Raw genomic sequence first — 12,885 nt, 5'->3', positions numbered from 1 at the left:
CTCGACCCGCGGTAGTCGGGTCGCTGATGCCGGTGGCGGGTTGATGCGGCTGGCGATTGGTCTGGCGGGCTGATGCGGGCGGCGGGTTGATGCGGCTGGCGATTGGTCTGGCGGGCTTGCTTGGCCTGCGGATGGGCGTTTGATGGGCAGCCTATCTGAACATATAACTATCTGGGATCGTTTAGCCCGGCTTTTGTCCGTTTAATGGCCTGTTTTAGGGCCATTTATTTATGATTCGCCGGGCTAAACGTATCCGTTGGTGTGCTTTGCCACGCAGTGCGATGTGGAGAGGCGCACTCTCGTTCCGCGCGATTGCCTATTCGACAGGTTTGGACAGGGATTGGGGAATTTGCTGGACTTGTTTCCAAAGCTAATTACCCAAATCCCTGTCCAAACTGATTCGCTAGCGTTAGCTCCCCAACCCGAGCAGTCATCGCTCGCTGCTAGCGACAATTGACAGTTGGCCGCCAGCTGCCAGCGACAGCTGGCAGCCAGCTGTAGTCTCGCTCCGCCACCACCTGCGCAAACACGAAAGCGGGTAGCTAGCCGAAGCTAGCCACCCGCTTACAGAGTCAGCGCCAGCGCTGCGCACCAGCGCCGCCACACCAGCACCAGCGCCAGAAAGCGCTTACGCCATGCCGATCTTCTTGCCGTCGGTGCGGAACACCTGGACAACTGCTGGTCGTGGCTGCGCGTCGCCGCCATCTGGCCAGTGGGAGGTTGGGTTTTCGGTGGTCTGGTCTTCGCCTTCACCTGGGTGCTGGACGTTAACCATCACGCGGTTGTCTTCGATGATTGGGCCACAGGTTTCTGCACCGGTTGGGACTGTCAGGAACTGGCGGACCATGCCGCGGGTTTCGCCTTCAACGGACACACCGAACAGGCCGTCGTTGGACTTCAGGGCGTTGCCGTCGGTGGAGATCCACAGGTTGCCGTAGGAGTCGAAGGCAACGTTGTCTGGGCAGGAAATAGGGGAGACCTTTTCCTTGTCGTAGCCACCGAAGTAGGAGTATGCCTCCTTCGGGTCACCACAGACCAGCAGCAGGTTCCACTTGCCCTTGGTGCCGGCGTGGTCGTCTTCCATTTCCAAGACCAGGCCGTTCTTGTTTTCGGTGACAGGCGCGATTTCGGTTGGGCCTTCGTATTCGCGGCCTGCTCCGTCGGTTGCCTTGTCTTCCTTGTTGTCCTGCTTCTTGCCGTCTGGTTCGGCCATGCCGCGGTACTTGTTGTTGGTCAGTGCGGCGTACACCTTGCCGGTCTTCGGGGATGGCTCGATGTCTTCTGGGCGGTCCATGCGGGTTGCGCCGGCCTTGTCGGCTGCTAGGCGGGTCAGGAAGCAGACTTCGGCGGCGTCCATGCCGTCGACGTGGGATTCGTGCTTGCCGTCGGACTTGGAGGTCATCAGTGGGACCCATTCGATGTCACCGTCGAACTTGCCGTCCTTTGGCAGTTCACCGGAGCCGTCGATTTCGTCTTCTGGGGAGTTGCCGGAGAACTTCGCTACGTACAGGGTGCCGTGTTCCAGCAGCTCCATGTTCGCCTTGCGGTCGCCTTCCTTGTACTTCTTTTCGCAGACGAACTTGTAGATGTATTCGAAGCGCTCGTCGTCGCCGGAGTAGCACACGACGGTGTTGTCGTCGGTGATGTAAATCTGGCCAGCTTCGTGCTTGAAGCGTCCCAGTGCGGTGTGCTTCTTCGGGGTGGATTCTGGGTCAGATGGGTCGATTTCGACGATGTAGTAGTGGCGGTTTGGCTCGTTTGGCTCCTTGGACACGTCGAAGCGGTCGTAGACGGTTTCCCAGCCGCGGTCGGACTTGTCCTTCTTGATGGAGTAGCGCTTCAGTTCCTTCTTGGTGTCTTCGTCCTTGACGCCGTCGAATCCGCCGAAGTACTGGTCGACGTTTTCTTCACCGGAGAGCATGGTGCCCCATGGGGTGATGCCACCGGAGCAGTTGTTGAAGGTACCGATGACCTTCTTGCCGGACTTGTCGTCCTTGGTCTTCAGCTTGTCGTGGCCAGCGGCTGGGCCGGTCAGTTCGAATTCGGTGAAGCCGTGGATGCGGCGGTTCTTCTTGCCGAACTTGGTGGTCAGCTTGCCGTTCTTGTCTTCGTCGACCTCGATGATGGTGTGGCCGTGTGCGAACAGTCCGATGTCGACCTGTTCCTTGGTTGGCTTTTCACCGTCGTAGTCTTTGAACATCATTGGTTCGGTGGTGTACTCGTGGGAGCACACGTAGACCTTGGTGCCGTCTTCGGTGTCTAGGATGCCGGCGAAGTCGTTGTTGAAGCCGAACTGCTTTTCCTGTGCTTCTGGGGTTTGGTTGTCGAAGTCGAATTCTGGTGCGCCTTCGATAACTGGGTCGCCCCAGCGAATCAGAACGTCCTGCTCGTAGCCTTCTGGGATGACAATCTTGTCTTCCTTGTTTGGTTCGATGATGTCGAACTGCAGGCCTTCTGGCAGGTCTTTCAGGTTTTCGCCCTTGTCGTCTGCCTTAGAAGAGGTGGAGTCGGCAGAGTTTTTGGTGTCGTCGGTGGAGCAGGCTGCGAGGGCTGCGCCAGCGCCGACGGTGACGACGGCCACGCCGGAGGCGCGCAGTGCGTCGCGGCGGGAGAACGAGCGGGTCACCATGTCTGCGAAGTACTCGTTGTCGGAGTGCTCGTTTGGTGCTTCGCCCCAGCAGGCGTCACCGCACTTGTAGGTGCAGGTGGTGTTGCTTCGGCTGGACTTAAACAGATTCAGACCCTTCAGGCCCATTTTTCCTCCACAGTTGGGTGTAAAACGCCAGTGCGATTATTAAGTTTTCGCTTAATGCGACGTGTAGGGACTTTAAGTGAGCGAGCTTGCCGCAATTTAAGTTTCTCGTTACGCGGAGGTGAATTGTCCGTTATCCACATAAATACGAAAGCTAAATGTTTTTTTAAATCATTGGGCTTTTTGACGTTTATATGGACACTCAAGTGGCTTGGAAGTCCGGCGGGCCGCAGCCCCATTACCCCCAGTCCGGCTGGTGCACTAACCTAAATAGGCGTGACTGACGCTAAGCAAAATTCCAAGCAGAACCCGAACCAGCCAGCCGCTGCAAACCAGCCAGCTGCTGCAGCTGACGATCTTCCTGAACAGCTGCGCATCCGCCGCGACAAGCGCCAGCGCCTGCTGGACGGTGGGCAAGACGCCTACCCAGTTACTGTCCCGCGCACTCATGAAATCCATGAAGTTCGCGAACAGTGGGGCCACTTGGAAACCGGTGAAGAAACCGAAGACGTCGTTTCTATTGCCGGTCGCGTCATCTTCTTCCGTAATACCGGCAAGCTCTGCTTCGCCACGCTGCAGGCCGGTGACGGCACGCAGATTCAGGCAATGCTGTCGCTGGCTGAAGTTGGCGAAGAAGCCCTCGCAGCCTGGAAGTCCGATGTCGACTTGGCAGACATCGTGTGGGTCACTGGTCGCGTCATTTCCTCGCGCCGCGGTGAACTGTCTGTGATGGCACAGAAGTGGGGCATGGCAGCAAAGGCGCTGCGTCCGCTGCCGATTGCCCACCGGGAAATGAGCGAGGACACTCGCATCCGCCACCGCTACACGGATCTGATCGTCCGTGAGGCTGCTCGTCAAAACGCACTAACCCGAATCAAAGTGGTGCGAGCCCTGCGCCACGCACTGGAACGCCGCGGCTTCCTGGAAGTGGAAACCCCGATGCTGCAGACCCTGCATGGTGGTGCCGCAGCACGCCCATTCGTCACCCACTCCAACGCGCTGGACCTGGACCTCTACCTGCGCATTGCGCCGGAACTCTTCCTCAAGCGCTGCGTGGTCGGTGGCATGGACAAGGTCTTCGAGATTAACCGCAACTTCCGCAATGAGGGCATTGACTCCTCGCACTCGCCGGAATTCGCAATGCTGGAAACCTACGAGGCTTTCGGCACCTACGAAACTGGCGCGAAGATGACCCGCGAAGTGATTCAGGAAGTGGCGCAGGAAGTCTTCGGCTCTACCACCGTCACGCTTGCCGACGGCACCGAATACGACCTCGGCGGCGAATGGCCAGAAATCGAAATGTACCCATCGCTCAATGAAGCGCTGGCACGCAAGTTCCCTGGTCAGCCAGAAGTGACCATCCACTCCACCGTCGACGAGCTGAAGGCCATTGCCGCGGCAGTTGGCCTAGATGTGCCGGCCAAGGGTGGTTGGGGCCACGGCAAGCTGGTTGAAGAACTGTGGGAGCACCTGTGCGGCGACCAGCTGGACGGCCCAATCTTTGTGAAGAACTTCCCAGTGGAAACTTCGCCACTGACCCGTGACCACCGCAGCGAAGAAGGCGTCACCGAAAAGTGGGACCTGTACGTGCGCGGCTTTGAGCTGGCGACCGGCTACTCCGAGCTGGTGGACCCAGTTATTCAGCGGGAACGCTTCGAAGACCAGGCGCGCCTGGCTGCTGGTGGCGACGATGAAGCGATGGTTCTGGATGAGGACTTCCTGCAGGCCATGGAACAGGGCATGCCACCAACGGCTGGTGTCGGCATGGGCATTGACCGCCTGCTGATGGCGCTGACCGGGCTGGGTATCCGCGAAACGGTGCTGTTCCCAGTTGTGAAGCCAGAACGCGAAAGCTAAGCGCCCTGGCCCGGCGACGCGTGGCCGGGCAGGCCGTGACTGGGTGGCGCGTGGCCGGGTGAAAGCCACACCCGAACTGTGGCAGGGCGGGCGCGACGCGCCTAACGTTAGAAGTTGTGATTGATCCTCGCTCTTTTGACGAAACCGGTTCCCGCGACAGCGGCCCAGCGCGGCAAGGCTTCCGCCGCTTCGACAAGAGCTCACCAGCTCAGACCCGTCGCAGCACCGCCCGCGCCACCATGCGCGCCGGACGGATCGCGGGCGCACTTCTGACGGCCACCATCGGCACTGGTCTGCGCGCTGTTGTCCCAGACACACTGCGTCGCACCAAAACAGACGAACCACTGTCGGCCACCGACCTGGAAATCGTCACCGTCACCGACGATTCCGTCACCTTCTGCTGGGCAACCTACCCGGGCCGCTCCACCCGCTTCGGCAAAGTCAAAGACACCGTCGCAACGACGAGCGTTGTCCGGATGGCTAAAGTCGGCGAACCACTGCGGATCGTCCACGACGACCCGATCAAACGTGGCTACCACTTCGCCACCATCGTTGGCCTTGAAGCCGACACCGAATATGACTTTGAATGCTCCTCCGAAGGCGCCATTGCCACACCAGGACTGACAGTCACCCGGAAGGCGGGCTCCCCGGAACAGCTGGGCCGCATCCGGACCCTGCCGAAAGTCCCCGGCGACTACATCACCACTATTGCTATCGCCAACGACACCCACATCGGCGAAGACGAACAAGGCCAACTTGTCGGTGATATGCCGCTGCCGGATATTCGAGAAGAAGGCGCCAATCCTTACCCGGAAGTCATGGTCCGAGGAATGTTGGAGGAATTGAAGCTCCAAGGCGTCAAAAAGCTCCTTGTCAACGGTGACCTCACCGCCCAGGCGCGCCCACGGGAAGTCCTGAAAATCAAGGAGCTACTCGACAGTTTTGGGCAGCAGGGCGTCGACTGGTTCGCGGTGCGCGGCAACCACGACCGGCCACACCGACCAAGCTTTGACCCTGAAGCGGGCTACGAAGACTGGCCAAAAATTCCGGGCACCGTCGACCACCACGACCCGTTTGGTGAAGTATTTGCGCTGCCGCGCCAAGAAATGTGGGTCACTGAAATCGGGAAACTGCGGGTCATCGGGCTGGACTCGTGCCAGTTGGATAACTCCGGCGGCATCATTGAAGATTCGCAGTTCCGGCAGCTCGCCGCGGAATTGGCGCAGAACCCGGACCAGCCAACGTTGATGATTGCGCATCATCCGGTCACGCGGGAAGCGGCATGGACGAATATGTCGGGGCCGTTCTTCGTGCTGCGGTCGAATGATTCGGCGCGGCTGCAGAAACTGCATTTGGGCGCGCCAGGCGTGTTCATGATGGCTGCCGGGCACACACATCGCGTGCGGCGCACTAAACCGGATACCGCCGCGCACGTCGACTACGTGGAGTTAGGGGCATCCGCCGGCTACCCAGGCGGCTACACCTTGGTGCACCTGTACACCGGCGGATTCCGCGTGAACTTCCACCGGGTGTCGTCGGAGGAGGCGCTGCGCTGGGCAGCCCGGTCACGCTGGGCGGCGTATGGCATCCAGCCGGAATACACCCTCGGGTCGGTGGAGGACCGAAATTACGTCGTGGAGCGAGACCTATCTTCGCTGGTAGACGGCTAAAACAGGTTTGTTCGCTGCTGGCGTACAGGAACAGGGATGGTCTGTACGCCGAGCCGCGTTACCCTTAATGAAGATTCGTGGCGAAACTCTCGGTGGGCAATCCGCCAAATAGGTTCACCATGGAAGCGGCCACAAAAGAAAGTTGAGGGAAAGATGTTCGAACGGTTTACGGACCGCGCACGTCGCGTTATTGTCCTGGCTCAGGATGAAGCTAGGTCGCTTAACCACAACTACATCGGCACTGAGCACATCCTGCTCGGCCTGATTCACGAAGGCGAAGGTGTCGCAGCGAAAGCCCTAGAATCGATGGGTATTTCGCTCGACGCAGTGCGCTCGGAAGTGGAAGAGCTGATTGGTAAAGGCGCACAGCCACCATCAGGCCATATTCCATTTACCCCACGCGCCAAGAAGGTGCTGGAATACTCCCTACGCGAAGCGCTCCAGCTGGGCCACAAGTATATTGGCACCGAGCACATTCTGCTCGGCCTCATCCGCGAAGGTGAAGGCGTCGCCGCACAGGTGCTGGTGAAGCTGGGTGCGGACCTGCCGCGGGTGCGCCAGCAAGTTATCCAGCTGCTGTCCGGCTACGAAGGCCCTGAAGCAGAAACCGGCCAGACCGGCAGCGAAAAGCGCACCGTGGGGGCAACCTCCGGCCCGCGTGTCGCTGAAGGCAACGAACGTTCCAACTCGCTGGTCCTGGACCAGTTCGGACGTAACCTGACCCAAGCTGCCCGCGACGGCAAGCTGGACCCAGTGGTGGGCCGTGAGAAGGAAATCGAGCGGATTATGCAGGTGCTGTCCCGCCGCACCAAGAACAACCCTGTGCTCATCGGTGAGCCAGGTGTCGGTAAGACCGCGGTTGTTGAGGGCTTGGCGCAGGATATCGTCAACGGCAATGTGCCGGAGACCCTGAAGGATAAGCAGCTGTACTCGCTGGACCTGGGTTCCCTGGTTGCTGGCTCGCGCTACCGTGGTGACTTCGAAGAGCGCCTGAAGAAGGTGCTGAAGGAGATTAACCAGCGCGGCGACATCATCCTGTTTATTGACGAGATTCACACTCTGGTCGGCGCTGGTGCCGCCGAAGGTGCGATTGACGCTGCGTCGCTGCTGAAGCCGAAGCTGGCTCGTGGTGAATTGCAGACCATTGGTGCCACCACCATTGAGGAATACCGCAAGCACATTGAAAAGGATGCGGCGCTGGAGCGTCGTTTCCAGCCGGTGAATGTGCCGGAGCCGTCGGTGGAAGATTCCATCGAGATTCTGAAGGGTCTGCGCGACAAGTACGAAGCGCACCACCGCGTGTCCATCACCGATGCGGCGTTGGCTGCGGCAGCGCACCTGTCTTCCCGCTACATCAATGACCGTTTCTTGCCAGATAAGGCAGTTGACCTGATTGACGAAGCGGGCGCGCGGATGCGCATTAAGCGGATGACTGCGCCACCTGAGCTGCGCGAAGTTGACGACCAGATCGCGGAAGTTCGCCGCGAGAAGGAAGCCGCTATCGACAACCAGGACTTTGAAAAGGCTGCTGGCCTGCGCGATACCGAACGCAAGCTCACTGAGGAGCGGGCGGAGAAGGAAAAGCAGTGGCGCGCCGGTGACCTGGATGCGGTTGCTGAGGTCGACGAAGAGCAGATTGCCGAGGTGCTGGGCACCTGGACCGGTATCCCAGTGTTCAAGCTGACCGAGGAAGAGTCCGAGCGACTGCTACGGATGGAAGATGAGCTGCACAAGCGCATCATCGGCCAGGACGACGCCGTGAAGGCTGTTTCCCGTGCGATTCGTCGTACCCGCGCTGGCCTGAAGGACCCGAAGCGCCCAGCTGGTTCCTTCATCTTCGCTGGCCCATCCGGTGTCGGTAAGACCGAGCTGTCGAAGGCTCTGGCTGAGTTCCTCTTCGGTGACGAAGATGCCCTCATCCAGATCGATATGGGTGAGTACCACGACCGCTTCACCGCGTCGCGTCTGTTCGGTGCCCCTCCGGGATACGTTGGCTACGAAGAAGGTGGCCAGCTGACCGAAAAGGTTCGCCGTAAGCCATTCTCCATTGTGCTTTTTGACGAAATCGAGAAGGCTCACAAGGAGATTTACAACACGCTGCTGCAGGTCCTGGAAGAAGGTCGCTTGACTGACTCGCAGGGTCGCGCGGTGGACTTCAAGAACACCATCTTGATTTTCACCTCGAACCTGGGCACGAAGAATATTTCCAAGGCTGTGGGCTTGGGCTTCTCCGGTGTCGGCGAGATGGACGAAGAAGGCCAGTACCAGCGGATGAAGGACAAGGTCGACGATGAGCTGAAGAAGCACTTCCGACCAGAATTCTTGAACCGTATCGACGAGATCGTCGTGTTCAAGCAGCTGAACCAGCAGCAGATTGTTCAGATGGTTGACCTGATGCTGGACCGCGTCTCCAACCAGCTGGCCGTCAAGGACATGGGTCTGGAAGTCTCCGAACAGGCGAAAAACCTGCTGGCTAAGCGTGGTTTCGACCCAGTACTGGGTGCACGTCCATTGCGTCGTGCTATTCAGCGCGAAATCGAAGACCAGCTGTCGGAGAAGATTCTGTACGGCGAGTTCGGTGCCGGCGAAATCGTCCAAGTCGATGTTGAGAACTGGGACGGTGGCGACAACACCAAGGACGCGAAGTTCGTTTTCGCGGCCCGTGCCAAGACTGAAGAAGACGACCGGAAGATGGCCGAAGCGAAGCAGAAGGCGAAGGAAGCTGCAACCAGCGACCCAATCGCTGAAGCTCGCAACGTGACCAGCAGCCCAGTTCCGGGCTCCGGTGGCGGCGCCGGTCAGCGCGCTTAAGCCTAGTGCTCGGGCCTAGCGCTTAGTTACGCCCTGTGAGCGGGCAGTTAGCTTCGGCTAGCTGCCCGCTTTCGCCTTTTGACGGGGATGGGCGGCTAGACTTATAGCTATGGGCATTACATACCGCGAACGCAAGAAGCTCGGCAAAAACTCTTGGCTGAACGTCTCTAAGTCCGGAGTCTCTGGCTCCACTCGCGTTGGACCAGTCACGTTTAACAGTCGCGGCGGTGTCTGGGTGAATCTACCCGGTGGCCTGACTTTCCGCGGCCGCTGGAAGTAACCCGTGCTGCCAATTACTGCGGCAGATGAAAGCGGCCTTCCGAGTCTTGCTCCGCCAATCCGTCAATAAGTAGCGAATGCAGCGCCCGGGAACGCTGCGGGGCGTCCTCCCACACGGCGTCTAGTACCTGCTGCTCGACGGGGGAGTCGGCCTCGCGCAGTACCGCCATGAGCAGGCCGCGGACCTGCCGGTCGGTGCCCGCGAACTTCTGCACCCGCCGCTTCGCCGACGCCAACTCCGCCTCCGACGGCTGCGGACAGCCTGCCAACTGCCACGCGCACACATCCTGCAGCGGACAATCGTCGCACCGTGGCGCCCGCGCCGTGCACACCAGCGACCCCAGCTCCATCAACGCAATCGACACGGTCGCCGCCAGCGCCGGATCCGCAGGCAGCAGCCGCTCCACATCCGCCAAATCCCGCTTCTTCGCCGCAGGCTGCAAAAACTCCCCGGCAATCAGGCGCGTGCGCACCCGCCGCACATTCGTATCCACCACCGGCACCCGCTGCCCGTACGCAAAGCACGCCACTGCCCGCGCGGTGTAGTCACCAATTCCGGGCAGCGCCAACAACGCATCCACATCCGTGGGCACCACATTGTCGTGCTGCGCCGCAATAACCGCCGCCGCCTCTTGCAGCCGCAGGGCTCGCCGCGGATATCCCAACCGGTCCCAGGCCCGCAGCACCTCCGCCGGTGACGCCGCCGCTAAGTCGGCGGGGGTCGGCCAGCGTTCCATCCACGCCACCCATTGCGGCGCGACTCGGGTGACCGGCGTCTGCTGGCTCATCACTTCGCTCACGAGCACGCCCCAGGCGGAACAGTCGGGTGTGCGCCACGGCAATGGGCGGGTGACCTGCGCAAACCAGGCGGGCAGGCGAGTGGCGATCGCGTCGGCGGCGTCGCGTTCATGGGCAGAGATTTCAGACATTTTCCTTGCAGATTACCCAAAATGTTGTTTGAGGTACCAAAATAGAAAGTATGGCTCAATCATCCAGTCCGGAAGAAACCGCTAATCCAAGTCACATTCGGCCAACAACCCCAGCCGAAACGTGGCAGGCGCTCCATGACGGTAACCGCCGATTCATGGTCGGCGAATCCATCCACCCGCACCAGGATGCTCAGCGCCGACTCGAGCTGACCGCCGGCCAAAAACCGCACACCGTGGTGCTGGCTTGCTCCGACTCCCGCGTGCCGGTCGAGCTCATCTTCGACCAAGGCCTCGGCGACATTTTCGTTATCCGCACCGCCGGTCACATCACTGACTTGTCGGTGCTGGCGAGCCTAGAGTTCGCGGTTGTCAGCCTGAAGGTGAACATGGTTGTGGTGCTTGGCCACGAAAGCTGCGGCGCGGTGAAGGCTGCGCAGAATGCGCTCGATGGTGGGGAACTGCCGGGCGGGTTCCAGTTGGTGCTGGTGGAGAAGGTCACTCCGTCGCTGCTGGCGGCCAAGCGCAATAACGAATTCGGCTCGGATGCGTTTGAGAAGCGGCACGTCCGCGAGATTGTGGAGCATGTGCTGGAGCGTTCCCCAGAAATCCAGGCGGGTATCCAGGATGGCACCTTGGGGCTTGCCGGTATGCGGTATCGGCTTGTTGACGGAATGGCGGAACCGGTAGTCAAACTCGGGCTGGACTAGTCCGGTGTGCCTTGGCTCGCAACCGGGCCAGGTGACATAAGCTATTTGGCGTGAGTAACACCAGCAGCAACCGCCCCCTGCCCCCGGAGGTTTACCGGCGGCGGCGAATCGCCGCGCTGGTCATCGTCATTGTCCTGATTCTGTTTGTCGCCTGGCTGACGAAGACCATCGTGTCTGCAGTCGGCAGCAATGATGCCGCCGAAACCAGCGAAATGACCACGAGCCAGTCGGAAGGCTCGGGGGACGCCACGACGTCACCAAGCGAAAAACCGGAAGAATCCAAGGAACCGAAACCATCGGAGTCCACGTCGACGAAGGCTTCTGAGTCGGAAGAAGCGAAGGCGAAGAAGACGTGTGAGCTGGCGGACCTGGAGATTGTCGCAAGTTCGGACCGGGTGACGTTTGGACCGGGGGTGCAGCCGAAGCTGTACATCACAGTGAAGAATCCGACGCAGGCGGACTGCGAAATTGACCTCGATGAAAACCAGCTGCGGTTTGAGGTGTTTAGCCTGGCGAATAACCAGCGTGTGTGGTCCGATGTGGACTGCCACGAGTCGGTTGGCGTTGGTCAGGAAACTTTTGAAGCGGGTAAGGAAAAGTCTTACGAAGCGGTGTGGTCGCGGCGGACTTCCGAGCCGGATAAGTGCACTGCGGCGGAGCGTCCGGAAGCTAAGCCGGGCCCATACTTCCTGCATGGCCTGATTGGCGAAAACGCCTCCGAGGCGCACACCTTCAACCTGGGGTAGCTGCTGCTCCGGGCGGTGCCGACGGCGGCGCTATTCTGCGAGGCGGTCCAGCCCAGAGCGGATATGCTTCGCCCACAGCGGGCCGACGGTCTCTACTTCCGCGAGCTCTTCGGTGGTGGCACGTAGCAGCGATGGCAAGGTAACAAAATTGCTGATGATGGTGCTCATCAGCGCGAACTGCAGGCGCGGGATGCGGGACAGTACTCGGTAACCGCGCGGTGTCACCTTCGCGGCCAAGGCTTCTTGGTCGGATGGGAAGCCCAGAATCGTGGCAACTTCCTGCTGCTTCAGCAACGCCGGATCGGATAGCGCACGGAGCGATTCCAGCGCCGCATTAATGTCCTCCGTGGTTGGCAACCCCGAAGCCGACACCAGGTAATCAGCCACCAGCAGCCGCCGAATCGCCTGCGTATCGCCAGTAATTTCCTGCAGCTGCAAATCCAACTGGTGCCCATCAGAGCCGAGCTCGACCACATCGTTTTCAATGGCTGCCGCCACTCGCCGGAGCCGCTCCACATCCTGCAGCGCGCTAATGATGTCGGAGACCGCCGCGAAGTCACCAATTTCGGAAAAGTCCAGCGCATCCAGGTCCGAATCCAGGCGTTCGCGGTAGCGTTCGGCGGTATTCAGCAGCTGGTTGGCGCGCGACAGCAACTCGCTGGAACTGCGCAGCAAATGGCGTTCCCCAGCTGCGTAAACAGTAATAATGTTCATCGACTGGCTGACCGCAATCACGGGCATCCCGGTTTGCAACGCAGCTCGCTCCGCGGACCGGTGCCGCGTACCTGATTCTTCCGTCGGCAGTGCGGAATCCGGCATCAGTTGCACATTGGCCCGCCGAATTCGGCTACCATCCGCCGACAGCACCACAGCGCCATCCATTTTGCAGAGTTCGCGCAGCCGGGTCGGGGTGAACGGTGAATCGAGTTCGAAACCGCCGTCGCAGATTTCCTGCACCGCTTCGCCGTGCCCAATCACAATCAGCGCACCGGTGCGGCCGCGCAAAATACGGTCCAGTCCGTCGCGGAGTGGGGTGCCGGGGGCGAGCCGTTCCAGGGCAGCGCGCATGGAACGTGCCTGCCCAGCGGCAGTAGTTGCGGTGGTGGATGTTGCTGTCGATTCAGTCACACAACT

The 12,885-nt window shown here is 60.2% G+C and carries 9 protein-coding genes; 6 read left to right on the top strand and 3 right to left on the bottom strand.

The annotated features are described in order from the left end of the window. Positions 1-628: 628 nt before the first annotated feature. Positions 629-2,755 (bottom strand): PhoX family protein, encoded by a 2,127-nt coding sequence (locus A3EC_RS0109000; protein ID WP_018024854.1) that lies wholly within the window; start codon positions 2,753-2,755, stop codon positions 629-631. A gap of 366 nt (positions 2,756-3,121) precedes the next feature. On the opposite strand from A3EC_RS0109000, the gene lysS reads away from it, so the two are divergent. The 4 genes from lysS to A3EC_RS12775 all read left to right on the top strand — a co-directional run bounded on the left by lysS (position 3,122) and on the right by A3EC_RS12775 (position 9,370). Then, a complete protein-coding gene (gene lysS / locus A3EC_RS0108995) occupies positions 3,122-4,609 on the top strand; it encodes a lysine--tRNA ligase (RefSeq protein WP_051061068.1) in 1,488 nt (495 codons plus the stop codon). Between the two features lie 116 nt (positions 4,610-4,725). Then, positions 4,726-6,279 carry a metallophosphoesterase family protein gene (locus A3EC_RS0108990; RefSeq protein ID WP_018024852.1) on the top strand — a complete coding sequence of 518 codons (1,554 nt, stop codon included), beginning with the start codon at positions 4,726-4,728 and terminating at the stop codon, positions 6,277-6,279. A gap of 153 nt (positions 6,280-6,432) precedes the next feature. After that, positions 6,433-9,090, top strand: a complete 2,658-nt coding sequence (locus tag A3EC_RS0108985) for an ATP-dependent Clp protease ATP-binding subunit (RefSeq protein ID WP_018024851.1) — start codon at positions 6,433-6,435, stop codon at positions 9,088-9,090. A gap of 109 nt (positions 9,091-9,199) precedes the next feature. Next, positions 9,200-9,370 carry a DUF4236 domain-containing protein gene (locus tag A3EC_RS12775; protein ID WP_018024850.1) on the top strand — a complete coding sequence of 57 codons (171 nt, stop codon included), beginning with the start codon at positions 9,200-9,202 and terminating at the stop codon, positions 9,368-9,370. A gap of 13 nt (positions 9,371-9,383) precedes the next feature. Here A3EC_RS12775 and A3EC_RS0108975 read toward each other — a convergent pair whose 3' ends face one another. Next, positions 9,384-10,298, bottom strand: a complete 915-nt coding sequence (locus A3EC_RS0108975; protein ID WP_018024849.1) for an HhH-GPD family protein — start codon at positions 10,296-10,298, stop codon at positions 9,384-9,386. Positions 10,299-10,348: 50 nt separating this feature from the next. On the opposite strand from A3EC_RS0108975, the gene A3EC_RS0108970 reads away from it, so the two are divergent. Both A3EC_RS0108970 and A3EC_RS0108965 read left to right on the top strand, forming a co-directional pair. Then, on the top strand, positions 10,349-11,005 hold the full coding sequence (locus A3EC_RS0108970; protein WP_018024848.1) for a carbonic anhydrase: 657 nt from the start codon (positions 10,349-10,351) through the stop codon (positions 11,003-11,005). 50 nt (positions 11,006-11,055) lie between these two features. After that, positions 11,056-11,751 (top strand): hypothetical protein, encoded by a 696-nt coding sequence (locus A3EC_RS0108965; RefSeq protein ID WP_018024847.1) that lies wholly within the window; start codon positions 11,056-11,058, stop codon positions 11,749-11,751. Positions 11,752-11,781: 30 nt separating this feature from the next. Here A3EC_RS0108965 and disA read toward each other — a convergent pair whose 3' ends face one another. Further along, positions 11,782-12,819, bottom strand: coding sequence for a DNA integrity scanning diadenylate cyclase DisA (gene disA / locus A3EC_RS0108960; RefSeq protein ID WP_051061066.1), 1,038 nt, complete (start codon positions 12,817-12,819; stop codon positions 11,782-11,784). Positions 12,820-12,885: the final 66 nt, after the last annotated feature.

The organism is Corynebacterium ulceribovis DSM 45146 (assembly GCF_000372445.1).
Taxonomy (GTDB): Bacteria; Actinomycetota; Actinomycetes; order Mycobacteriales; family Mycobacteriaceae; genus Corynebacterium; species Corynebacterium ulceribovis.
Note: the sequence above shows the minus strand (reverse complement) of the source record. Positions and strands in the feature narration are given on the sequence as shown.

Coding starts and splice junctions, on each gene's coding strand:
- A3EC_RS0108985 (WP_018024851.1), top strand. CDS start 6,433: ATGTTCGAACGGTTTACGGACCGCGCACGTCGCGTTATTGTCCTGGCT.
- A3EC_RS0109000 (WP_018024854.1), bottom strand. CDS start 2,755: ATGGGCCTGAAGGGTCTGAATCTGTTTAAGTCCAGCCGAAGCAACACC.
- A3EC_RS0108970 (WP_018024848.1), top strand. CDS start 10,349: ATGGCTCAATCATCCAGTCCGGAAGAAACCGCTAATCCAAGTCACATT.
- disA (WP_051061066.1), bottom strand. CDS start 12,819: ATGCGCGCTGCCCTGGAACGGCTCGCCCCCGGCACCCCACTCCGCGAC.
- A3EC_RS12775 (WP_018024850.1), top strand. CDS start 9,200: ATGGGCATTACATACCGCGAACGCAAGAAGCTCGGCAAAAACTCTTGG.
- A3EC_RS0108975 (WP_018024849.1), bottom strand. CDS start 10,298: ATGTCTGAAATCTCTGCCCATGAACGCGACGCCGCCGACGCGATCGCC.